22 protein-coding genes and 1 pseudogene are annotated in these 23328 nt (G+C 38.3%); 19 read left to right on the forward strand and 4 right to left on the reverse strand.

Features of this window, described 5'->3' with window-relative positions:
- The first annotated feature begins 9 nt into the window (after window positions 1-9).
- From AC106K_RS13540 to AC106K_RS13630, 19 genes and pseudogenes are all read left to right on the forward strand, one after another.
- Window positions 10-411 (forward strand): DUF3408 domain-containing protein, encoded by a 402-nt coding sequence (locus tag AC106K_RS13540; RefSeq protein ID WP_123871822.1) that lies wholly within the window; start codon window positions 10-12, stop codon window positions 409-411.
- 6 nt (window positions 412-417) lie between these two features.
- Window positions 418-714, forward strand: a complete 297-nt coding sequence (locus tag AC106K_RS13545) for a DUF3408 domain-containing protein (protein ID WP_076351002.1) — start codon at window positions 418-420, stop codon at window positions 712-714.
- Between the two features lie 6 nt (window positions 715-720).
- Window positions 721-1338, forward strand: coding sequence for a conjugal transfer protein TraD (locus AC106K_RS13550; RefSeq protein WP_123871821.1), 618 nt, complete (start codon window positions 721-723; stop codon window positions 1336-1338).
- A 161-nt stretch (window positions 1339-1499) separates the two neighbouring features.
- A complete protein-coding gene (locus AC106K_RS13555; RefSeq protein ID WP_482446069.1) occupies window positions 1500-2291 on the forward strand; it encodes a hypothetical protein in 792 nt (263 codons plus the stop codon).
- 202 nt (window positions 2292-2493) lie between these two features.
- Window positions 2494-2802 (forward strand): DUF4134 domain-containing protein, encoded by a 309-nt coding sequence (locus AC106K_RS13560; protein ID WP_076351006.1) that lies wholly within the window; start codon window positions 2494-2496, stop codon window positions 2800-2802.
- A gap of 7 nt (window positions 2803-2809) precedes the next feature.
- Window positions 2810-3136: a DUF4133 domain-containing protein gene (locus AC106K_RS13565; RefSeq protein ID WP_076351008.1), complete on the forward strand. Its 327-nt coding sequence runs from the start codon at window positions 2810-2812 to the stop codon at window positions 3134-3136.
- A gap of 7 nt (window positions 3137-3143) precedes the next feature.
- Window positions 3144-3785, forward strand: coding sequence for a hypothetical protein (locus AC106K_RS13570; RefSeq protein ID WP_482446071.1), 642 nt, complete (start codon window positions 3144-3146; stop codon window positions 3783-3785).
- A 22-nt stretch (window positions 3786-3807) separates the two neighbouring features.
- Window positions 3808-6374 (forward strand): annotated as a pseudogene (locus AC106K_RS13575) (TraG family conjugative transposon ATPase).
- Between the two features lie 58 nt (window positions 6375-6432).
- Window positions 6433-7038 carry a DUF4141 domain-containing protein gene (locus tag AC106K_RS13580; RefSeq protein ID WP_378114386.1) on the forward strand — a complete coding sequence of 202 codons (606 nt, stop codon included), beginning with the start codon at window positions 6433-6435 and terminating at the stop codon, window positions 7036-7038.
- Window positions 7039-7053: 15 nt separating this feature from the next.
- Window positions 7054-8073, forward strand: a complete 1020-nt coding sequence (traJ, locus tag AC106K_RS13585; RefSeq protein WP_076351014.1) for a conjugative transposon protein TraJ — start codon at window positions 7054-7056, stop codon at window positions 8071-8073.
- 2 nt (window positions 8074-8075) lie between these two features.
- Window positions 8076-8699, forward strand: a complete 624-nt coding sequence (gene traK, locus AC106K_RS13590; RefSeq protein ID WP_123871817.1) for a conjugative transposon protein TraK — start codon at window positions 8076-8078, stop codon at window positions 8697-8699.
- Between the two features lie 64 nt (window positions 8700-8763).
- Complete coding sequence (locus tag AC106K_RS13595; protein WP_482446073.1) at window positions 8764-9051, forward strand: nitrogen regulatory IIA protein; 288 nt, start codon at window positions 8764-8766, stop codon at window positions 9049-9051.
- Complete coding sequence (gene traM / locus AC106K_RS13600) at window positions 9032-10384, forward strand: conjugative transposon protein TraM (protein ID WP_123871815.1); 1353 nt, start codon at window positions 9032-9034, stop codon at window positions 10382-10384. The genes AC106K_RS13595 and traM overlap by 20 nt, the downstream gene beginning before the upstream one ends.
- Window positions 10385-10398: 14 nt before the next feature.
- On the forward strand, window positions 10399-11286 hold the full coding sequence (gene traN, locus AC106K_RS13605) for a conjugative transposon protein TraN (protein WP_076351020.1): 888 nt from the start codon (window positions 10399-10401) through the stop codon (window positions 11284-11286).
- 11 nt (window positions 11287-11297) lie between these two features.
- A complete protein-coding gene (locus AC106K_RS13610) occupies window positions 11298-11855 on the forward strand; it encodes a conjugal transfer protein TraO (RefSeq protein ID WP_123871814.1) in 558 nt (185 codons plus the stop codon).
- 12 nt (window positions 11856-11867) lie between these two features.
- Window positions 11868-12344 (forward strand): DUF3872 domain-containing protein, encoded by a 477-nt coding sequence (locus AC106K_RS13615; protein WP_123871813.1) that lies wholly within the window; start codon window positions 11868-11870, stop codon window positions 12342-12344.
- Between the two features lie 287 nt (window positions 12345-12631).
- Complete coding sequence (locus AC106K_RS13620) at window positions 12632-13402, forward strand: helix-turn-helix domain-containing protein (protein WP_123871812.1); 771 nt, start codon at window positions 12632-12634, stop codon at window positions 13400-13402.
- Between the two features lie 97 nt (window positions 13403-13499).
- Window positions 13500-14990: a MauE/DoxX family redox-associated membrane protein gene (locus AC106K_RS13625; RefSeq protein WP_482446076.1), complete on the forward strand. Its 1491-nt coding sequence runs from the start codon at window positions 13500-13502 to the stop codon at window positions 14988-14990.
- Window positions 14991-15099: 109 nt separating this feature from the next.
- Window positions 15100-15357: a DUF6520 family protein gene (locus tag AC106K_RS13630; protein WP_076351028.1), complete on the forward strand. Its 258-nt coding sequence runs from the start codon at window positions 15100-15102 to the stop codon at window positions 15355-15357.
- A gap of 16 nt (window positions 15358-15373) precedes the next feature.
- On the opposite strand, the gene AC106K_RS13635 is transcribed toward AC106K_RS13630, so the two are convergent.
- From AC106K_RS13635 to AC106K_RS13650, 4 genes are all read right to left on the reverse strand, one after another.
- Entirely contained in the window at window positions 15374-17875 is a 2502-nt protein-coding gene (locus tag AC106K_RS13635) for an alpha/beta hydrolase family protein (RefSeq protein ID WP_123871810.1), read from the reverse strand.
- Window positions 17875-19236, reverse strand: coding sequence for a RagB/SusD family nutrient uptake outer membrane protein (locus AC106K_RS13640; RefSeq protein ID WP_123871809.1), 1362 nt, complete (start codon window positions 19234-19236; stop codon window positions 17875-17877). The genes AC106K_RS13635 and AC106K_RS13640 overlap by 1 nt, the downstream gene beginning before the upstream one ends.
- A gap of 10 nt (window positions 19237-19246) precedes the next feature.
- Window positions 19247-22336: a SusC/RagA family TonB-linked outer membrane protein gene (locus AC106K_RS13645; RefSeq protein ID WP_228459661.1), complete on the reverse strand. Its 3090-nt coding sequence runs from the start codon at window positions 22334-22336 to the stop codon at window positions 19247-19249.
- A gap of 152 nt (window positions 22337-22488) precedes the next feature.
- On the reverse strand, window positions 22489-23319 hold the full coding sequence (locus AC106K_RS13650) for a FecR family protein (protein WP_482446078.1): 831 nt from the start codon (window positions 23317-23319) through the stop codon (window positions 22489-22491).
- Between the last annotated feature and the right edge of the window lie 9 nt (window positions 23320-23328).

The raw sequence follows: 23328 nt of genomic DNA on the forward strand, positions 1-23328 counted from the left end.
TTTAAAAAAATGACAAGAGGAAAGGAACGAAAAAGTTTTGAAAGACCTGTCGTCGATGAAGATTATCTCATGCAGATTATGAGTGGAGATGAGCCAGCTCCAGATAAGATTATCGTTAAACAGGATGAACAAAAAGAGAGTAAACCCCGCGAACGGGCAAAATCATCATTAGCTAAGAAAGTTGATTATGAAGAAACGTTTCTGGTCAACCGTTTTCCTTCGGGAAGAAGTGGTAAGGTTGTATACATTCGATCGGAATTCCATGAACGGTTGCTTCGGATCGTACAATTGACAAGGGAAGATAAAGTAACGCTGTACTCTTACATAGACAATATTTTGGAATATCATTTCAGGGAATTTGGGGGTGACATCACTGATTACTTCAATGACCGATTTAAACCAATAATATAATTGACAATGAAAAAGACACAAAACAAAGTTGAAGTTACGATTAAGGTAAATCAAGAAACAGGAATTGCTAAGGGAACGTATGAAAAGTTGTTCCTAGACAAAAAAAATATGGAAAAAAGAGGTGAAAAAAGTATCTATTTGCGGGAAGAGTACCACCAACGTTTATCCCGGATTGCCCAAATCATTGGCGGAGATAAGATCCCTCTCTATGCCTACCTCGACAATATACTTTCACATCATTTTGACCTATTTGAGTCGATGATAATTGAGGAATTTGAAGCTAACTGTAAACCTCTTTTTTGATGTGTTATGGAAGGTTTAATACAAATTGTGATCCTGGTCTGCCTTTTTACAATTATCGTTTTGCTTGCTATTGATAAGGTTAAAATAGTTAAGTCCGTGAAAACACCGGAACCGAAGGCGGTTTCTTCCCGATTACCTGATGTTATGGGCAAAACCCATAAGGACACAGATCATAGGTTAAATGAAGACAGAATTAGCGGTAGGCCATTGATAAAACCTAAAACTGATGAATTGGATCAACCTAACAAAGTTTTGGAAAATCAATTAAATGCACAACTGGAGGACGAAGTACCTATTGATCCGATCGAAGATGAAGAATGGTTGGAGGATGAATTTCCACCTTATGATGAAAGATTCAGTCAGGGTGTTTCCCTTGAAGAGTTGTTGACGGTAGGAAAACTTCTCCAGCAAAATGATCTCGAATCGGAGCAGCAAAATAAGGTAATTGATATTATGCAAAAAATACAGGGGACGGATTTATACAATGTTTTAGAGAATACAATTGAAGGTGCTTCCCAAAGGGTAGCAATTTTACTTGATAAAACTTTAGATAGCAAGAACTTGAACGTTGTGGCACCATCTGAAGGCCAGTTGGACGATTTTGATATTGGTAATTTTTTATGATAGTATCAATTTCGATTGCAAGGTAGAGCTTGACGAAAACAATGCATCAATGGGACACTATAGGAATAATTAGTACTTCATTATCTCATTCTGTGCATCCTTTTCCTGTTTCCGCAGATTTTAGCAGTCTTGGAATTAAGAAAAACTAAAATCAAAATGTTATGGAAACAAACCTGCCTATTTACAAATGGGAAAATTTCGAATTTCTTGTTGATGTTGAAAATAATTCTGTGCGAGAAACGTCAAATCCCAGAAATACTTATTCTATGTTTCAAATGAACGATCTAGGGAAAGAAGGCTATTCGTTTGAGCACTACGATGAATCTACCGGTAAATCCTTTATGGTCGATCTGCCTCCACTGGTAACCTTGGATCCGAATGGTATGGCATTAAAATACAATAAGTCAGTGGAAGAAATTCAGGGGTCAAGTGATTTTGAGGTTATGGTTGATCAGGACTTGCTTAAAAAGCGAATTTCTTCCGGCCAACTTCCAACTATTACAATTGCCGATAGTATTTTCTATGCAGATGCCCGAATAGATTTATTAAGGCCCAAAGATGATTTTTCAACACTGGGTATCCGTTTTGACGACCTTGACGATTATTATGTTGTGGAAACCAACACTTATGCATTTCCCTACAATCCACGCACGCATGAAATTGGAAAGCTGGACTATGAGAATATCACTGAATATCCAAAGGATCTGTTATTCGTTGAAATTCCAGATGTGAAGGTACTCGATCCTGTCGGCTGGAACAGGCGAAACGGATGGCCTGAAACAGCTGATCTAAAGTGGGTTGGATTGAAGCTTGAATTTGACGCTAAGATCGTTCCCTGGAAACAAACAGGGATAGATGATCTTATTACTGAAAACAGATTAAAGAAACCTATTCAGAAAGCCGTCAAAGCACAGGAAAATTCTTTCAAAAATAAAAGAGGACCAAAGCTATAGATATATAAATGGCTAATAGTAAGGAGCCGCCAAAGTTGAGTACTTTGGCGGTTTTTTTTGTATCAAGAATATGTTCAATTAGGAAACCTTAGGCCAATTTAGTCCGCTCTATACCACACTCCCCAATTTCATTTCATTCCCGTGACACCTTTGTTTCCAAGCCCGCACAGGCGGGGATTACGAACTAAAAATGTAATGAAACATGAAAAATCGAAGACTAAAAATTCTGTTAGTATTTGCCATTTGCTTTTCCTTCCAAAATGTGCTCCTCGCCCAAGGAAATGGTGTAGCAGGTATATCAGAAGCAACCCAAATGGTAACCAGCTATTTTGATCCTGCAACCAAGCTGATCTATGCGATCGGTGCTGTCGTCGGACTGATTGGAGGGGTGAAAGTGTATAATAAATTTTCATCTGGAGACCCTGACACGAGTAAAACGGCGGCGAGCTGGTTTGGGGCATGTATTTTCCTGATTGTGGCTGCAACAATATTGCGTTCATTCTTTCTATAAAATTGCTATGAAGTATCATATTAATAAAGGAATAGGGAGGACGGTTGAATTCAAAGGTTTGAAAGCTCAATACCTTTTTGTTTTTGCCGGTGGGCTGCTTACTGCTCTCATCCTTGTGATGATCATGTATATGGTTGGAATCCACATGTACCTGTGTCTTAGTTTCTGTCTCAGTACTGCTTCACTTATTATCTGGAAAACTTTCGCGCTTAATGCAAAATATGGCGAGCATGGCCTGATGAAGCTTGGCGCAAAAAATAAGCACCCAAAGTATATCATCAGCAGAAAGATTATTACCAAGTATCTAGTATGTAAGTCACCTAATGGAAAATAACATGGATATGGCGAATGAAGAAAGATTGTTACCGATGATCAGTTTAGTTCCAGGGTCGGACTTTTATGTGGATGCATTGAACTATCGGTTGATTGATACGGAGGATAGGAACAACATAATCAGTGGACGAAATATTAATCACTGTGGTCGTGAGCTTCACTTTCATTTTGATGAAGAGACCAGAAATGTCGGAGAGCTTTCGTGCGGTAACAAGGATCAGTATAAGGAAATTCATTTGCAGCAACTTGAAATTTACGACCGCGAGGGATCGAGGTTACTATGGGCATATGTAGGACAGATGCATCCACGTGTCAAAGCAATCGAAGTTGAAATAGCAGAAATAAAGTTTCTCTATGAGTTTCAGAACATTTGCTTTCGCGAAAAGGAAAACCCCTTCAACTTGTTGACTCGCCAGGATCTTCACTTGGATATTAACAATGACCAGCTAGGATTCTACATTGACAGAAAACTTCGATGCCCACCACTGTGTAAGGATCTTCGGGATCATAAAAACGGTCAACAGAATCCTGATTTAATCTTTGTAGACACGGTAAAGATTGGCAGGTCAATCGAGTTGGTCCGAAATGAAAAATGGGTTGCCAGTCAGCGGCTTCGAGCCCAATCAAGAAAACTGCGCAACCGTAGATAATAAAAAAACAAAAATCTTTACAATGAAAAATATTAGCAAGGCTACCACCTTGGAAAGTAGATTTCCATTGCTGGCCGTAGAAAATAACTGCATCATCTCAAAGGAAGGGGATATCACGTTATGTTTTCAAATTATTCTTCCTGAGCTCTTCACCGTAGGAGCTGATGTTTATGAGTCTATTCATTCTACCTGGAGCAAGGCTGTTAAAACACTTCCTGATTTTACCATTGTACATAAGCAGGATTGGTACTTAAAAGAAGAATATAGACCCGACTTAGAAAATGCTGAACATAGTTTTTTATCGCGTTCCTTTCAAATGCATTTTAATGAACGCCCCTTTTTAAATCACTACTGCTATGTTTTTATAACTAAAACTACTAAAGATAGGATGCGCATGCAAAGCAACTTTAGTAGTCTTTGTAAGGGAAACTTAATCTCAAAGGAGGTCAGAGATAGGGAAGGTATGCGACGATTTGTAGAGAACGTTTCGCAATTCCAGCGTATCATTAATGACAGCGGATACATCAAAATGAATCAGCTCGAAGAGTCTGACATTATCGGAACTAAGGATGGAAGTGGAATACTGGATCAGTATTTCACACTGTCACGCGAAAAAGATGTGCCCTTAGAAGACCTGGCACTAGGTGCTGAGGAACTACGAATAGGAAGCAACCGAATGGTTTTGCATACGCTTTCAGATACCGATGATCTACCTGGTGTCGTTTCTGAATCGCAACGGTATGACAGATTATCGACCGACAGAAGTGACTGTATGTTATCGTTTGCCTCCCCCGTTGGGCTAATGTTGAGCTGTAATCACATTTATAATCAATACCTCTTCATTGACAATAGTTCCGATAATTTACGAAAGTTTGAAAAATCTGCCCGTAATATGCATTCACTTGCAAGGTATAGCCGTGCCAATCAGATAAATAGGGAATGGATCGAAAGGTATTTGAATGAGGCACATTCTCATGGGTCTCCTTCTATTCGGGCGCATTTCAATGTATTTGCCTGGTCTGAAGATCGAGAAGAATTACGACAAATAAAGAACGATGTAGGAAGTGCCTTGGCATTGATGGAATGTAAACCACGTCATAACACAGTTGACGCTGCCACATTATTTTGGGCGGGGATACCCGGCAACTCAGGTGACTTCCCTTCTGAAGAATCCTTTTACACCTTCATTGAACCAGCTCTTTGCTTTTTTACGGAGGAAACGAACTATAAGGATTCATTGTCGCCATTTGGGATCAAACTCGCAGATAGGCTGACGGGTAAGCCAATCCATTTGGATATTTCGGACTTGCCTATGAAAAAAGGCATTATTACCAATAGAAACCGTTTCATTCTGGGGCCATCTGGGGGTTGGCGGGCTACCCTTAATTGAGTAGCCCGCCAACCCTTCAAAAAAATGGAAGTGGAAAATCATTCTTCACCAACCATATGGTGAGGCAGTATTATGAGCAGGGGACGCATGTGCTTTTAGTGGACACTGGAAATTCTTATCAAGGTTTATGCGAGCTTATCAAGGGAAAGACGAAAGGCGGTGATGGCGTTTATTTTACTTACACCGAAGATAATCCGATTTCGTTCAACCCTTTCTTCACGGAAGACAATGTATTTGACATCGAAAAAAGAGAGAGCATCAAGACGCTTATCCTTACCCTTTGGAAACGTGATGATGAAGCTCCGAGGCGTAGTGAAGAGGTGGCTTTGTCAAATGCGGTTGCGGGTTATATCGAGCAAATAAAATCATCAACTGTTCAACCAAGTTTTAATGGCTTTTATGAATATGTGAAAGGAGACTATAAAAGGGTACTTCAGGAAAAGGAAGTCCGCGAAAAAGATTTCGACCTTGCAAATTTTCTAAATGTGCTGGAACCTTATTACAAAGGTGGAGAATATGACTATTTGCTGAACTCAGAAAAAGAGCTTGATTTGCTTAATAAGAGATTTATTGTCTTTGAAATTGATGCTATCAAAGATCATAAAATCCTATTTCCTGTTGTGACAATAATCATAATGGAAACCTTTATTAATAAGATGCGCAGGTTAAAAGGTGTTCGTAAAATGATACTAATTGAAGAAGCCTGGAAGGCCATTGCTAAGGAAGGAATGGCGGAATATTTAAAGTATCTCTTTAAAACGGTTAGGAAGTTTTTTGGCGAAGCGGTAGTGGTAACCCAGGAAGTGGACGACATTATTCATTCACCGATTGTACGTGAAAGTATTATTAATAATTCAGACTGCAAGATTTTGCTCGACCAACGAAAGTACGCTAATAAGTTTGATGACATTCAAAAAATGCTGGGTCTGACCGAACGCGAAAAATCTCAGATTTTAAGTATTAACCAGGATAATGACCCCACACGCCTCTACAAAGAAGTTTGGATCGGTTTAGGTGGAACGCATTCCGCAGTATATGCCACAGAAGTGAGCCACCACGAGTATTTGGCGTATACAACGGAAGAATCTGAAAAATTAGAAGTGATGAATCTTGCGCAGGAAATGGGTGGCGATGTTGAGGGAGCGATCAAGAAAATATCCCTACGAAGGATCAAGGGACTGTCGAGAGAAGACAATTAACTATTTAATAACAATCCTAAAAATTTAGAAAATGAAAAATTTTATTATCACCGTAGTAATGGTGTTAACAGTAGCCATTACCCAAAAAGTACAAGCACAGTGGGTTGTAACCGACCCGACAAATCTGGCTTCGGGAATTTTAAATTCTGCCAATGAAATTGTACAGACCTCCAGCACGGTATCAAATGTTGTGAAAAATTTTAACGAAGTCAAGAAAGTTTACGAGCAGGGGAAGGAATACTATGATAAGCTAAAGGCCGTAAACAATTTAGTCAAAGATGCCAGGAAGGTGCAGCAGACGGTATTGCTGGTCGGAGATGTCAGTTCAATGTATGTAAACAATTTTGGGAAAATGTTGAATGACAATAATTTTTCTCCGAATGAACTTATGGCTATCGGTAACGGCTATTCTGCACTATTAAATGAGAGTACTGAGCTGCTTAAGGATCTCAAGCAGATCGTCACTTCAAGCAGTCTTTCATTAAATGATAAGGAACGAATGGAAATTATCGACCGCGTATATAAGGAGGTCAAAGAATACCACAGCCTTGTTCGATACTATACGAGTAAAAACATTTCTGTCAGTATTCTTCGCGCAAAGAAGCAAAACAATACCAAAAGGGTAATGGAATTATATGGAACAGATGGGCAAAAGTATTGGTAAATCAAAAGAAAAATTATGGAATTTAATAATCTACATGAGCTCCTTCGGGGGCTCTACGATGAGATGCTTCCGATGTCTGCTACAATGGCAACTGTTGCCAAAGGTGTTGCCGGATTGGGTGCATTGTTCTATGTCGCACTAAAAGTGTGGCAGGCATTGAGCAGAGCGGAACCTATCGATGTTTTCCCTTTACTTCGACCGTTTGCGATTGGAATGTGCATCATGTTCTTTCCAACCATCGTACTGGGAACCATTAATGCGGTTTTAAGTCCGGTTGTGCAAGGAACACATAGTATGCTGGACAATCAGGTGCTTGACCTAAATAAGCTACAGGAGCAGAAGGACCTATTGGAAAAGGAAGCAACACTGAGAAATCCAGAAACAGCCTATCTGGTCAATAACGAGGAATTCGACAAAAAACTGGAAGAGTTGGGCTGGGCGCCAAATGATCTGGTTACTATGGCAGGAATGTATATGGATCGCACGGCTTATAATATGGAGCAGGCAACAAAAAAGTGGCTTCGGGAACTGCTGGAAATCCTCTTTCAGGCTGCTGCTTTGGTCGTCGATACAATTCGAACATTTTTTCTGATCGTGCTTTCTATATTAGGCCCCATAGCATTTGCGATCAGCGTATGGGATGGTTTTCAGAGTACATTAAGCCAGTGGCTGACACGGTATATAAGTGTTTACCTATGGCTTCCTGTGGCGGATATGTTCAGTGCAATGCTTGCGAAAATCCAGTCTTTGATATTAGAGCGGGATATTGAAATGCTCAACGATCCAACATTTATTCCCGACACCAGTAACACCGTATATGTGATATTCATGATCATTGGAATTGTTGGTTACTTCACCATACCTACAGTGACGGGCTGGATTATCCAGGCTGGAGGCGCTGGGAACTTTACCAGAAATGTTAGTCAAATGGCTATGCGTAGCGGAAATGTCGCTGCTGCTGGTGCTGGAGCTGCCATCGGCGAAGTTGGAGGTCAACTTATGGGTAATAATCAAGGTGGGCAAAAAACGAAATAGTTATGGAGTTTAAAACTTTAAGAAATATAGAGAATAGCTTTAGACAGATCCGGCTATACGCTATTGTTTTTGCATTGCTTTGCTTTGGAGTGACTGGATTTTCAGTCTGGAAATCCTATTCTTTTGCAAATGTGCAGCGGGAAAAGATTTATGTTTTGGATCAAGGTAAATCCCTAATGCTGGCTTTATCACAGGACGCTGCCATTAATAGGCCGGTTATGGCCAGAGAACATGTGCGTAGATTTCACGAGCTGTTTTTTACGCTTGCTCCCGACAAAGCTGCCATTGAAAGTAATATGAAACGCGCATTTGATCTGGCGGACAAAAGTGCCTACGACTACTACCATGATCTTGCAGAGAAGGGATACTATAATCGGATTATCTCTGGTAATGTGCAGCAACGTATTGAGGTTGATAGCGTTGTATGCAATTTTAATTCTTACCCCTATGCTGTGACTACCTATGCCAAGCAGTTCATTATAAGATCCAGTAATCTGACCAGGCGAAGCTTGGTTACTTCCTGTACACTCTTGAACAGTGTGAAATCAGATAATAACCCACAGGGATTTCAGATTTTGAAATTCGGTGTATTAGCAAATAAGGACGAAGAGGTTATCGAGCGGTAGAAACAAGTAGTAGACGAATGAAAAATCTGCACAACGAAGGTTCATTATAGCTAAAAAAAATAACATGAAAAATTTTAGAAATACAATCGAAAGCGAGTTAGAAAAACTCGATAATAGGTGGCAAGCACTACCGCTAAAGACCCAATGCAGGTATGTCCTTATTCTTTTTGCTTTTTACCTCACAATGGGCATTGGTGTGCTTGTCAAGGTATGCTATGATCTGGACAAAGAGGATCGACAAATGGAAATAAGTCATATAGAATCTCCCTCCATTAATGATGGTTCATCTGCGAGGAAGGATTCTATCCTAATTAACTATAAAAAATATAGAAATGGAAGAGAGAGAGAATAAACGAATAAGTATAATCGTCGATGATGAAACTGGCAGTAATAGTTCCAATTTAACCGATAGTAAATCAAAAGTTGACAAGTTCAAAAAACCGTTGATTTTTGGACTCATGGGAATTGTTTTTATTGCGTGCCTGTATTTGATATTTAAGCCAAAAAGTTCTGGTAGCGCGATAGATGAAAAGGGATTAAAAAATGTTGTTCCCGAAGCTACGGACAAAGGTTTGCAGGCGGATAAACAAAAGGCATACGAGAAAGAGATGTTGGATGAAAAGGAAGCTGAAAAAAGAAGTTCATTGCAATCACTGGCTGATTATTGGAATAACAACGGCGATAGCACTACAGCCGGAGAATTTCCTGGGTCTACCGCAAGTGTTGGAAATACATCAGGAAATATTGGAAACCCAGGTTACCAAAATAATTCGTTAACGAGCTACAGAAATGCACAAAGTACACTGAGTTCCTTTTATCAAGATGATGACAGGGAGAAATTGGAATTGCGCAGGAAAGTTGATCAATTGCAAGAGAAGCTTTCTGCAAAGGATGTTCCGGCTGCTCCTACCTTGAATGACCAGCTAACTTTAATGGAAAAGTCGTATCAAATGGCATCAAAATATCTTCCCAGTGGAACCCAAGGAACTGATATGACAGCAGCAGCATCTTTTAAAGATTCAGCAAATTATAATTATCATAAAAGTCCAAGCAAAACCGAAAAAACGGAAAGTCTAAAGGTACTACGAAAAAGTATCGTCAGCGCTTTGTATCGCGAACAAGATGACAGCACTTTCCTAGCAAGTCTGGACGGTGAAAGGAATCATTCCTTTTTAACGGTAGGGGCAAGAGAAAAAATGGGGATTGCAAGGAATAGTATACGTGCTATAATTATGGAAACTAAAACTGTTACGGCGGATGGCTCTGTAAAGCTGAGATTACTGGAAGATGCAACGATTGCGGGCTACAGCGTTCCCAAAGGGACAGAAATGGAGGCTGGTACAAAATTTCAGGGGAATAGGTTACAGTTAAAAGTTTCATCAGTTGAGGTCAAGGGCAATATCCTGCCTGTTGAGATACTTGCTTATGATGTGAATGGTCAATTAGGGTTATCCGTTCCAAGGTCTGATGAAATCAATGCCGCTGGTGAGATAGCTGCTAATATGAGCCAAAGTTCCGGTATGAATATTTCCATGTCGCGTTCAGCAGGACAGCAGGTTGTTGGCGACCTGACACGCGGTCTTGTGCAGGGAGTTTCGGGATATTTTTCAAAAAAAATAAGGACTGTCAAGGTGACCCTTAAAGCCGGTCAGCAAGTCTTGCTGGTTACGAAAAAGAATAATTAACAAAAATCAAAAAGATGAATATCATAAGGAATACAGTTTTAATAGTCCTTTTGGTGGGACTATTTATAAAAACTTTTGGACAACAATCCGATCTTGAAAAGGGAAGGGTCGAAGCCTATAGGCTTGAGGTAACATACAACAAGACTACTCATTTAATCTTTCCTGTTGCGATAAGATATGCAGATCTGGGTTCAGAGTTGCTTACTGCTGGAATCGCGGAAGATGCTCAGAACGTGCTGCGTGTTAAAGCTGCGGTAAAGGATTTTAGTGAAGAAACTAATTTTAGTGTAATTACAAAGGATGGGCAATTCTATAATTTTAATGTGACATACAATGGTTATCCGCAAACATTAAATTATGACCTGCATAAAATGCAACAAGAGGGGGAACGTGTCGAGCAAAAAAATGTCCAGTTTGAGGAACTTGGTTTTAACCCACCATCATTAACGGAAACGGTGATGAAGACCATTTATCAGCAAGACAAACGGTACATCAGACACATAGGATCTAAATCGTATGGTGTGCAATTTATCCTGAAGGGCATATTTGTGCACAATGGTAAATTTTACTTTCATACGGAGGTCAAGAATAAATCGAACGTTCCTTACTTAATTGATTATTGCACTTTCAAGATTGTGGATAAACAGGTTGGTAAAAGGACAGTATCGCAGGAAAAACAGCTTGCACCATTACGTGAATATCCGATGATGGAGATCGTTTCAGATGAATCATCGGCAGCAAATGTCGTGCTTCTCGATCAATTTACCATTAGTGACGATCAGGTTCTAAAGATCGCATTGTATGAGAAGAATGGAGGTCGAAATCAGGTGTTAGAAATAGAAAATTCCGATCTGGTGAATGCGAAATCTGTGTCGGATATGAAAATCAAAATTAGTCAGTAAAAAAATATCTTATGAAAAAGTATATCATTGTTTTGATACTTATGCTTATAAGTATTCATGGATATTCCCAACGCATGGTCTATAAACAAAAAGCGCTAGAGGTAAGTGTCGGAATGCTGGCAAGTAAAGATGTAAGTTCTAATTACTACGTCAATTTAACCCTAAATAGCTTCGGCAGGCGCGGGAACTACTGGATTTGGAGTGCAGAATTTCAGCGTCGTACTACAGATTATAAGCAGTGGACGCTCCCGTTGGAAAATTATTTGGGTGAGATTGGATATAGTACACAGTTGCTTTCGGATGCGAGAAAGTTTATCACATTTAATGCGGGATTGACCGGTGTTGCCGGATATGAAGTTTTGAATCGTGGCGATAGAATCCTTTCAGACGGCGCGCTGTTATTGAATGATGGTGGTTTTATCTTCGGTACAGCAGGTAGATTATCTCTTGAAACTTATTTGTCGGATAATATCGTTTTGCTTTTACAGGGACGAATTAGAGTGCTTTGGGGAACAGATTTGGATCAATTCAGACCCTCTTCAGGGATTGGATTACGCATTAACTTTTGAAAAAATAATGTTATGAAAAATATAATGCATATTAGTCAAATGTCATTTGGTACGCTTGTACTGGGGTTGATGGCGATTGTTGGAATTATCTTCTTGTCAGGCTGTACAAAAGATACTTTGGATATCCAGGAGAATTTTCCTTTTGATGTAAAGGTAATGCCTGTACCAAAAGATATAGCACTTGGTGAAACAGTGGAAATGAGAATATCGATTATCTCCAGTGGTGAGTACGCTGAAAATAAGTATCATATACGTTATTTTCAGAACGACGGACAAGGAACATTGAGGTATTTTGATCATAAACCTTATCTGCCAAATGATCTATACCCGTTAATGCAAAAGGAATTCAGACTTTATTATACCTCTGAGTCATTTGTAGCACAGAATTTTGACGTATGGATCAGTGATAGTTTTGGTAATGAAAAGCAGCTATCATTCCAGTTTAACAATAAGAAGCTAGGCCCCATTATTATTGGCCCAGTTAGATAATTTCTAAATCTGGAATTGTTTGTTACTTTTATAAAACGAAAATCCTACACTACCAGAATGAGCCCATGCTCGATTGGACGGCTTTAAAGCCGTCCTTTTTTGTTACAATTAAAGGATCGGTAATGTGTTGTAATGCATTTAATTGGTAATTTATTGTATGTTATTTCTTTATTAGATTAAAAATATTATATTTAAAAAACTATAGGCCGTAAATTACACTATACGAAAACTTATTACAATGCCAGTTCTGAGATCGGTCTTACTTTGAAAACTAACTATAGGTTACAATGAATTTTTACACCATTTCATTATTGGATGATTTGGCGGGGCGAAATATCTCTAAATTTTGCAATTTAAACTTTGTGAAGCCGGCCGTTTTGTTCTCCGACCAACTGGAATTATCTATGCGTTTGCAAAGTATTGTGGATAGCTTTTATGCAATTTTAAAAAAGCTTGATATTATTCCGAATGAAGCATTCAAGAAGGAACATGTGTGTAGTTTTGATTTTACAGATTTAAATGATTACGACCCCATCGTGCTTGATGTTATTGCTAAGTTGAATTGGAAAGCCCAGGCTTTTAAAGATGTGTTTCCAGTTCATCTCCGATATACAGAAGGGGACAGCATGCACCTTGTCGTTGGAATAGCATATTTGGAAGACATAAGGAATGGTTATGTGCATTTTGTTGACCTATCCGTTCCAAAACATGTACTACAAGATGTACCATCCGATGTTTTATATATAAAGGATCTACTAAAGTCGTATAATCTAGGATTTAAACAGACTCTTCAAAATTATATTGAATCCAAAGGTTATATTTATGAGCATTTTCAGCGCGATTCCAAGTCCTGTCTTGGTGATTCCTTCTATCGGTTTTGGTTAAAAATTAAGATGTTGGAAGCTATTAGTGATATTGCGTTTACTTCGCTTAGCTTGAAGGAAATAGCATTCAAAAATAATTTCTCTGATTACGAGAACATGCACAAGGTTTTTGTAAGGAATGGAATTCGTCTTGGTGATATTCCGCGATTGGCAAAACTGAAGGTTCGTAAATAAATATTTGGCATGTTTTTCCTCAAAATGGAAATATTATCCTCAATATTGTCCGTATTATATTTTCCTGTATTGGCGAAATTTGTAATAATCAATGCCAATGGTTATGAGGGTTATTAATTTTATTTGGAAACACTTAGTAAAGATTGTCAGTATTTTACTTGCCTTACTGTTCATTTATGCAGCTGCCAGTAAATTATTTCACTTTGAAGCATTTCAGGTTCAATTAGCCCAATCTCCACTATTGAGTGCCTATGCTGGAGTTATTTCTTACGGAATTTTGGTCATTGAGTTTTTGGTGGCAATCATATTATTGATTCCAAATAGCAATAAGGTAGGACTATATGCATCAATTGGCCTTATGTCAGCATTCACACTGTATATATATCTTATCTTAAAATATAGCGATTTCGTTCCATGCTCATGTGGAGGTATTCTAGAAAAATTAGGATGGACTGAACATTTGATCTTTAATATTTTCTTTTTAGTGTTATCATTTATTGCGCTAATTGTTTTGGTGAAAAAAATGGGAAGGTCTGGACTTAAAGAACTTGGAGTTGGAGGACTAATTATTGTTATCAGCTGTCTATTCGTTTTTGCACTTTTCCGAAGTTCAGAACATATTATTAAAAGTGATAATAATTTCACCAGAAGGTTTTTGCCGCACCCTGTACTCATTGAAAAAACAAAAGACTTAAAAGTGAACTCTTTCTATCTGGCAGGAATTGAAGAGGGTATTTTATATCTTGGAAATATCAGTGCACCGTTGATTGTTACGACAATTGACACATCATTAACCGTGTTTTCCCAAATGCATACAATAATTGATAAAAAAGATTATAATTTCCGGAATGTAAAGCTTCAAGTCCGAAAACCATATTTTTATGTGTTTGACGGTACAGTTCCTATAATATATAGAGGACATCTTGGTGATTCTATCGCACGGACATTAAGTTATAAGGATGCATTTTTTAATCAAATGGTCATTCTCGATTCCACGAGGTTTGCCATCAGAACACAGAGAGGATCAGACCGGAGTTATACATTAGCTTTGCTGGATCTAAGTAGGAATTCGAAGGTAAAATTAAAATCAAATATACTTCAAGGACAGATTGATGGTGTATTTTCTGTTGATGGCTCACTAATTTCCAACAGCGATGCGACGAAATTGGTATATACATACGTTTATCGAAATCAGTTTATTGTGATGGATAGTACGATGAAAATTGATAATCGTTTTCAGACAATCGATACAACCACACATGCCAAAATAACAATTACAAAATTGTCGGACGGGAGCAAAAAAATGGGAGCACCTCCATTTACTGTAAATAAAAGATCTGTTATTGCTGGTAAATTCTTATTTAATGAATCTAATTTGAAGGGGCAATATGAGACCTCCGAGTCTTGGCGAACCTCGTCTATAATTGACGTCTATAATACCGCGCAACAGCAATATATAGGTAGTTTTTATATTAACCATAAAAAAGGTGAAGCGCTGTCTTCCTGGTTAGTAAGTGGGAGTTATCTGTATGTAATTGTCGGCAATGAGTTACGACGTTATAAAATTAGGGGGGAGGTTTTTAAATAGAATTATTTCGAAATCGACAGTTCTGGGAGCCGTCGATGGATAGGATTGATAGGGAATTAGCCGAAAACCCTGTAATAGATTAGGCGATAACCGATTAAATTATGATAGCATGAAAAAATTACTTATTCCTGTTCTTACTGTAGCAGTAGGTATAGGGGCAGCTTTTGCTGGCAATCAGGTAAGCAAATCATCTAAAATTATTCCTACTTTCCGTATTGAAGGAAATCAATGTGTACAAGTAGAACAAGACTGTGATAATGCAGGCTCTTTTCTATGTACTTTAGATGGATCAAGTTCCGTGCAGTTGTACCAATTCAAATTGAACGAAACAACCTGTTCAACTGAAATGCACAGAAGTCAGCCGTAACGAAAAGAAAGGATGCCTAATCGGCATCCTTTTTCAATTGATTGATCCAGTCTATATTTTTTTCATTTTTCAGATGGTAATCCCACCATTGTATTATCCGTGTACTAAGATCTTGTTCAGCTGATGTACCGTTGATAAAAGCATGGCTTTGGTTTGGATAAAATAAAGCTATAACATCTTTTTTATAGCGTTTTAAGCCTATGAAAAATTCCATTACCTGGTCCCATTGAATATTTTCATCTTTTTTGCCTGCCCAAAGAAGTATTGGGGCATTCATTTTTTCTACATTTAAAATCGGACTGTTTTTCAGATATAAAGACTTGTCTTCTGCAACGGATTTACCCAGTTCATATTGTTCATTTTCAAACTGCCAATAAAAGGGACTGATAAAGTTGTAATTATAGGAATAGTAAGAGCGAATAATATCACTGTTACCAGCTCCGGAAACGTAAGTGGCAAATCGGTTTGAATGGGTGGCGATAAAATTTGTCTCATATCCACCATGTGAATGGCCCCCGAGCCCAATTTTTGTCGCGTTAATATTGGGGTTCTTCAGCACGCGGTCTAAACCTCGTTCTACGCATTCTAGCGCCGATAACCCGGTACCTGAGTCATTGTATAAAATATCTGGTAGGAAGACAAAGTAACCCCTTTCAATTAAAGTCCTTATCTGGAATCCTACAGGAAACTCATTATTGGGTGAAAGATATTCATTTGACTCCTGTCTTTGTCTTTGGTAGATGTGAACAACCATTGGATATATCCGTTTTGGATCAAAATTAGTAGGATAGTATAAAATGCCATTTAGTTTTTTTCCGATGGCATCAAAAGAAATGATTTCCTGTTTGATCCTTTTGGCACTTTTATCATGTGAATAACATTCCATGATTATCTTTGCTGTCTTTGCTCCACTATAATGCCGTAAAAACGGTGGTTTATTGAAATTTTCCTCTACAGTATAGAAGTTCCTAAACTTTTGATCAAATACGATGTGGTTGATCCGATTATCAGTAGACGGAATAACTGTTTTTGATTTTCTATTTTCGATAAGGTAGTAGGAGGTTGTATTGTTCAGCAAACTATAACCTTCAACTAACAGTGGTTCTTGCACAGACAGAGATGGAGCGCGGTTATCATTTTTATAAACGTTGTTTTTAATCCTAGTTATTTGACCATGTGCAATATTCATTGGACTAAGCTGTTCTTTCTTGAGGTTATAAATCCAGAAGTCATCCGAACTTTCAAAAAAGATATTTTCACCGTCTTGCGAAAAGACAGGAAGCTCTAATCCTTCCTTTTCTATTACACGTTTTATTTTGCCTGAAACATGAAATAAAGTCCATTTAATTCCGTCTGTGCTCGCAAGAAATCTTGCACCATCAGGCGAAGATATGATTTGTTCAAAAATAGTTTTATGTACCTTTCTGCGGTTTAACCTTCTGACCGCCTTAAAATTGCCGATGGGGATGAAGGTATCCGAAAAGCTATCATATATTTGCGCATCATTGAGGTCTTCTGGACTGAGATTAGATGTCAGGTAATTGAAGTCTTTACGGGGAATATAGGTTAAGAAAAATCTTTCATTATTTAGCGCTTTAACTTCGAATCCTTTGGTCGATGTTAACTCTTTAATAATGGATTTAGTCGGATTATAAAACCAGAATTTTTGTGATTTGGCTTTAAAATATAGTTTATCCTGTCCCAGATACGTATCATTACCATACCAAATTTCTACATCCTCCTTCTGGATCTCGTCAAATTTAACCTTTGCCTCCAGTAGGAATGCCTTACCTTTCTGGATTTCTGTAAAACTTATTTCTGCCAGTTTGGGTATTGGAATTTTAATGTCAGTTCCAGTTGTTCCAATAATTACAAGCTGGTCATCTGGCTCACCTTTAATCCCTTCGGTAATAAATAGTTTGTCACCAGAAATACTAATATCGGTTTTTCTTATATTATGAGGTGTACTATAAGCACAACGGATATGTTTCGAGGAGAGATCCCAGATTTCATGGCTGTTTTCAACTTTGCGTACCACATATAATCTATTTTGTTTATTGATACCAAATCCCTCGATATTGTTTAACTGTTCTAATTTACCGCTCTGATCATATATTTCGATTGTCTTTGCCCTTGTTAGCAGAGCATATCGATTTAGAGCAGTTAATGCATAAACATTGCTGATATTTTCGTGCAAAGATTTACTTCCATTTTTAAGATTGATAACTTCAACGTTATCCCTATTTTTTCCTATGACGAGCTGGTCATTTAAAAAGGTGGCACTGCCCGCTATTTTGTGGAGGTTTTTTCCAGACAGACTTTCAGCAACGTAGGTAGTGTCTGTGGCGTTCCTTGAAAATTTATTGATAGATATCCATTTACCTGCGGGAGAAAGTTTTGGTGCTCCTCCCAATTTGGCAAACTTCGTTTTCCAGGCTGTTATAGTGTCCGGATAGCTTTGTCCCGAAACGCAAATACAACCTGTAAACAGCAGTAATATTTTTATTATAGTCAACATTAATATCCGGGGTTTTGAGGTTTCAGGTTAGCATTTAAAAGAATTTCTTTTTGAGGTATTGGCCATAATTGATGGAAATCTTTCCAGTTTTGTTTTGTCGCTTGTAGCGTGTTCAATTTTCCTGTTCTTTTTAAATCTAGAAAACGATGTCCCATTTCCACAAAAAATTCTCTCTTATCTTCAAGTAGGATCTCCTGCAGAAGTAGTTCCTTAGCGATTGGGATTGTAAGAGGAGCAAGTTGCGCGCGCAGTTTTATTGCATTGACGTAGGGCAGTGCCTCATCAACCTTATTCTCCTGAGCAAGTGTTTCTGCCAGTAAGAGATAGGCTTCTTCAAGCCTAAATACAATCGAATATTCGTTGGTATTGGTGTTGTTACGGTTTTTATATTTCTCCACTCTGTAGTAGGAAACACCACCAAAATCTACACGTCCTATCCAGTTCTGTTTACGGAGATCATTATCTTGAAATGTATTGATCAACGATTCCGAAATTGCGTAAATATTTGGTAATGAATTGGTGAAATAAAATACTGTGGCCTGCTGTAAAGAAGCATTGTTGTTAGGTTTTAATTGCCATAGTACTTCTTTTCCAGATTTCGTAAAAACCTTTGTAATGTCAGATTCAATCTGATACAAGGGGCTCTGTATTATTTCTTTCAATAAAATTTCAGCTTTATCCCAGTTCTGTCCAGCCATATATACTTTAGCCAGTAGCAGTTTCGCAACAAATCTGTTCGGGTAAATCCTCTCGGGATCTTTATATTCATTTTGAAGCAGCGAAGAGACTTCCAGAAGATCACGTTCCAAATTTGTCAATACGGTGATTGATGATGTTTTTTCAATGACATTATTGACTTTGTAATCTGTTGATTCAGGATAGGGAATATCTCCATAAAGTTGGTTTAAATAGAAGAACATAATACTTCTTGTCAGTAGAGCCTGCCCGCGGAACCAGTTTTTGTCACTGGCTGAAATCCCTTGTGAACCTGAAATTCCCTCTATAATAGCATTCGCAGTGTAGATGTGCTTGTAAGCGGTTGCCCACGCGTTCAGCATGATACTGTTTGTATCTGTGTGCAGATTTAAAAACAGATCTCTGCTATCAGATGCGGTTGTCGTATAATTTTGGAGTTCATCTGTATATGAGCTCAAATAAGTCTCAAGATCACCGCCCGCAATTGGGGAACTTTTCATCAGGTCGGCATAGTGTGCAGCAAGAGCAGCATTTGCTGTCTGAATATCCTCGAAAACTTTACTTTGGTCGATCTGGTTGTCAGGTGTATTTACATCTAATAATCTATCGCATGATGCGGCTGTTAAAATGAATATCATCAGTATGACAAAATTTATCTTTTTCATTTTCTTTTTTTTAAAGGTTAAATTGAATTCCGAAAGAGTATGTTCGGAGTGGTGGTAAAAAACCAGATGTCAATGCTTCAGGGTCTACGCCAAAAAATTTTGTCCAGGTCAAGAGGTTCTGGCCCTGAAAATAAATTTTTACATTTTTAAATGTACCCTCTGTTAGTGGTAGCGTGTACGCAAGCTGAATGTTTTTTAAACGTATGAAGGAAGCATCAGAAACTGCGGCAGTACTAGTACGGAATAGGTTATGTATATTCGTGTTTAAGGTACTGTATGGCATGTAGTAACCTGTAGGGTTCTGTGGTGACCAAACGTCAAGTACTTGTGTAGGCTGATTGCTCATTGTTCCCGGAAGTGACATGATGGAGTTGTAATTCCAACCTTTCTTTTTAACAAATTGAAAGAGAATGGATAAATCCCAGTTTTTGTATCGGAAATTGTTGCTCCATCCACCGAAATATTTGATGCCAATATCGGCTACAACCTGTCGGTCCTCCGGGCTCGTAATTTTACCATCACCATTAAAATCCTTGAATCTATATTGACCGGTTGATGGGTCGATTCCCTCGAACTGATATAATTTTACAATATTTGTGGGCTGGCCAATAACATATTGATTTGCATAGGATGAGCCTGCCAGTCCGGGAAATGATAGCAGCTCGTTACTGGGGAAGCTTATGTTAAAACTTGATTCCCATTGCAGGTCTTTCTTTGCGATCGGGCGACCTGTAATTTCTATTTCCAGTCCTTTATTTTCTATAGTCGCGTTCAGATTTGCCATAACACTGGAAAAGCCTGTCACTGCGGAAAGCTGATATCCAACCAACTGACTTGAAGAGCGGTTGCGATACAAGGCTGTACTGAGTTTTAATCTATTTTTAAAAAAGCCCAGTTCAACTGCGGCCTCCATTTTTTTCGTTATTTCCCAGCTGTAATCCGGATTGTAAAGACGGGAAGGAGATAGGCCAGTAATATTGTTGTAGATCAATGTTGATGAAACAATATAATTGTTAAGAAACTGAAAATCACCGATATTGTCACTTCCAGCAGATCCGTAACTAGCACGTAGCTTACCTGTGCTCAACCATTCCAGATTTTTTAAAAGGTTTTCTTTCGAAAAATTCCAGGCTGCTCCTATGGCACCAAAATTTGCAAATCTATTATTGGGGCCAAAACGACTGCTACCGTCGCGTCTGCTTGTTAAATTCAGTATATATTTATTTTTAAATTGGTAGTTAAGCCTACCATAGATTGCGGCGTACTTATACTCAATGTTGGAGTTTTCCAACATCATTATAGTTTTTGCGGCGGCTATATTACTTATGAACTGATTGCTTTCAAAACCAAAACCCAGCTCTTCTTCGGTATCTCTGACCATACTCTGAAAAGTTCCTCCGAAAAGAATCTGTAGATTATGTTTGCCCCAGTTTTTTGCCCAGTTCACCTGTGGTTCTATAATAAAGGAGAAAATGTTCTGTTTTTTCTGGCGTGCCTGTGAATTTGCACTCGAAAGGCCACTTCCAATGTTAGGATTATAGATGGTATTTGGCTGTAGGGCCAACTCATCGACCGTCGTATAATTTAGTCCTGCGTTAACCTTAACTTTAAAGTCTTTAAAAAGCTTGTATTCTGAGTTTAAATTTGTTTGGAACAGCTTTGTGTCATTGTTGTAGGATGCATTATAGGCTGCTAGCGGATTTGTAAATGTATTGTTAGCCCAGTTCAGACTACCATCAGGGGTGTAGAGCTGAGGTGATATAGGAGATAGTGTAAACGCTCTTGTTGTCAGATCACTATAAATAACATTATTTTTTTGTTGTGTGAACAAATTTGAAACATTGATCTGAAATCGGTTATCTTCTGAGCGATGTGATAGATTTGAGCTAAAATTATTAGAAGTGTATTTAAAATCCTGTCCATATACCGTTGTCTGTTCGTTATGACCTAAACTCACCAGAAAGCTTGTGGTTTTGCTGCCTCCATTTGCTGATAGCTGGGTATTATTGGTCGTAGCCTTTTTACCTATCAAAATTTTTTGCCAATTAATTCCATTCTGCTGATCCCACACACCATTTACATCATAGGCATTTGATGGGTAGGCAGAAATACCATCATTTTTATAGGCTGTACGGCGCATGTTTAGATATTCATCTTTATTGAGCAGGGTAAGATTGGATATAGCTTCGCTTATTCCATAATTGGTAGAAAAATTCAGGCTTACTTTGCCGGATTTACCTTTTTTTGTAGTGATCAGTATAACACCATTCGCTCCTCTTGAACCATAGATTGCTGTGGCATCGGCGTCCTTTAGTACTTCGATGCTTTCGATATCATTAGGATTGATTGTATTTAATGGGTTGATATTCCCTCCGGGTATGATTGTCGATGAGATCTGAGATTTCTGGGGACTTATTTCACTAAAGGGAACGCCATCCACAACATAGAGAGGGACGTTACCGTTTTGTTCTGTAAAAGTTCCTGTTCTTAAGCTGTTTTGTCCTCTGATCTGAATCTCAAATCCGGCGCCAGGTACACCACTATTCTGAATAATGTTGACCCCTGTCATACGCCCCTGAACAGTTGATAACACATTGGTAACAGGCTGGTTTTCTATTTCTTTTGCTGTTACCTTAGAAATACTACCAGTGCGTTCCTTGTCTCTCACTTTATAGTAACCAGCATTTAGGATAACTTCTTCAATGGTTTGAGTTTTAGATGCTTCGCGTAAGGTATCTGCTTTTGCGATAGAGGGTTCAGACAATTCAATATTATCAGATGTTATCTTGTTCTTTTTTGGTCGAATAATTACACTATTATTATTTATTAAAGCTTCAACTGGTATATCTCTTAATAGCTTGTTTAAACAATCAATTACAGGTTCGTTCTTACACTTTAGCGGTTGAACCGTATAATTTTTTAGGTCATCATTAGAGTAGTTATACGGTATGTTATTTTTGGTTAGAAATTTTTCAACTGCTTTTGTTGCAGGAGTTTTACCGATTTCAAAACTTACCCTCATTTGGGAGAGATTCTGTTGGGCATGTAGCCCGTGCCAGCCGAATAATAGAAATACAGCGGCACTGCATAAAATTTTCATATTTTTGCATGTATTTAAAAATTAATAATTCCGTTCAGTTTTATTAGTTGGATACAGGACCGACGGTTGCGCCCGTCGGTCTTCTCTATTAAGTCCAACCTAACTTAGGGCAAATGTCTGGGATCATGTCCGCAGTAATCAAAGACCGGAGTTTACTCCTCCAGTTCAAAAGTATTAACATTGGCTTTTTTTATATTTAGGTTTAATTGTATTGAAATATTTTCCATTAGCTCATCTACCGTGGCATCCTTACTCAAAATAGATATTTTTGAAGAGGCCCGGTCTGCGGGAAATATGATTTTAATCCCATAAGTCCTTTCTATGATCTTTAAGGCATCCTGTAAATAGAAGTCGGTAAAAGCTAGCGTAGCGCTTATCTTTTTCTTTTTGAAATCATCATGGGCTGTTGGTGCTACAGTAGCAACTTGATTGGAGCCCATATTTGAAAATGTTTCTTTGGGCTGTATAATATAAGATTCTTTGGGTTTTGAAGAGTTGCTCACCTGAACTTTGCCCTCATACAGATCTACTTTAAAAGTAGCCCCTGTTTGCACCACTTTAAATACAGTTCCTAAAACTTTAGCTTCATAGGAACCAGCATGTACAATAAATGGATGCTCTTTTGATTTGCTGACCTTAAAGACTGCATTACCCTCAAGAAAAACATCCCTTGTATCAGAAGGAAAGGTTTTGTATACTGTTAATTTTGCACCTTTGGAAAGGGTAATATGAGAATTATCCGTTAAGGTTATTGCCAAATCATTATCCTTAGCGAAGTATATGTCAGATAACACATACATTCTGTAAGTTATAATAGTACCGATTAACAGCAGGATTGATGCTGCAATTGCAGATACAAAGCGGGTGATTTTTCTTTTTTTCTTTTTGGCTTCGTGCGCTCTTATCCGAGCGATAATAGCGAGCCAATCCTCTTCTGCCTCCTGGGGGGTGAGTGGTTCTACGTAAGGTTCATTATTGTTCATAGGAAAAGG

The sequence above is a fragment of the Chryseobacterium sp. FR048 genome (assembly GCF_056844665.1).

Coding starts and splice junctions, on each gene's coding strand:
- AC106K_RS13570 (WP_482446071.1), top strand. CDS start 3,144: ATGGCGAATGAAGAAAGATTGTTACCGATGATCAGTTTAGTTCCAGGG.
- AC106K_RS13630 (WP_076351028.1), top strand. CDS start 15,100: ATGAAAAAATTACTTATTCCTGTTCTTACTGTAGCAGTAGGTATAGGG.
- traM (WP_123871815.1), top strand. CDS start 9,032: ATGGAAGAGAGAGAGAATAAACGAATAAGTATAATCGTCGATGATGAA.
- AC106K_RS13615 (WP_123871813.1), top strand. CDS start 11,868: ATGAAAAATATAATGCATATTAGTCAAATGTCATTTGGTACGCTTGTA.
- traJ (WP_076351014.1), top strand. CDS start 7,054: ATGGAATTTAATAATCTACATGAGCTCCTTCGGGGGCTCTACGATGAG.
- AC106K_RS13645 (WP_228459661.1), bottom strand. CDS start 22,336: ATGAAAATTTTATGCAGTGCCGCTGTATTTCTATTATTCGGCTGGCAC.
- AC106K_RS13625 (WP_482446076.1), top strand. CDS start 13,500: ATGGTTATGAGGGTTATTAATTTTATTTGGAAACACTTAGTAAAGATT.
- AC106K_RS13650 (WP_482446078.1), bottom strand. CDS start 23,319: ATGAACAATAATGAACCTTACGTAGAACCACTCACCCCCCAGGAGGCA.
- AC106K_RS13550 (WP_123871821.1), top strand. CDS start 721: ATGGAAGGTTTAATACAAATTGTGATCCTGGTCTGCCTTTTTACAATT.
- traN (WP_076351020.1), top strand. CDS start 10,399: ATGAATATCATAAGGAATACAGTTTTAATAGTCCTTTTGGTGGGACTA.
- AC106K_RS13540 (WP_123871822.1), top strand. CDS start 10: ATGACAAGAGGAAAGGAACGAAAAAGTTTTGAAAGACCTGTCGTCGAT.
- AC106K_RS13545 (WP_076351002.1), top strand. CDS start 418: ATGAAAAAGACACAAAACAAAGTTGAAGTTACGATTAAGGTAAATCAA.
- AC106K_RS13580 (WP_378114386.1), top strand. CDS start 6,433: ATGGTGTTAACAGTAGCCATTACCCAAAAAGTACAAGCACAGTGGGTT.
- AC106K_RS13610 (WP_123871814.1), top strand. CDS start 11,298: ATGAAAAAGTATATCATTGTTTTGATACTTATGCTTATAAGTATTCAT.
- AC106K_RS13565 (WP_076351008.1), top strand. CDS start 2,810: ATGAAGTATCATATTAATAAAGGAATAGGGAGGACGGTTGAATTCAAA.
- AC106K_RS13635 (WP_123871810.1), bottom strand. CDS start 17,875: ATGTTGACTATAATAAAAATATTACTGCTGTTTACAGGTTGTATTTGC.
- AC106K_RS13595 (WP_482446073.1), top strand. CDS start 8,764: ATGAAAAATTTTAGAAATACAATCGAAAGCGAGTTAGAAAAACTCGAT.
- AC106K_RS13560 (WP_076351006.1), top strand. CDS start 2,494: ATGAAAAATCGAAGACTAAAAATTCTGTTAGTATTTGCCATTTGCTTT.
- AC106K_RS13555 (WP_482446069.1), top strand. CDS start 1,500: ATGGAAACAAACCTGCCTATTTACAAATGGGAAAATTTCGAATTTCTT.
- traK (WP_123871817.1), top strand. CDS start 8,076: ATGGAGTTTAAAACTTTAAGAAATATAGAGAATAGCTTTAGACAGATC.
- AC106K_RS13640 (WP_123871809.1), bottom strand. CDS start 19,236: ATGAAAAAGATAAATTTTGTCATACTGATGATATTCATTTTAACAGCC.
- AC106K_RS13620 (WP_123871812.1), top strand. CDS start 12,632: ATGAATTTTTACACCATTTCATTATTGGATGATTTGGCGGGGCGAAAT.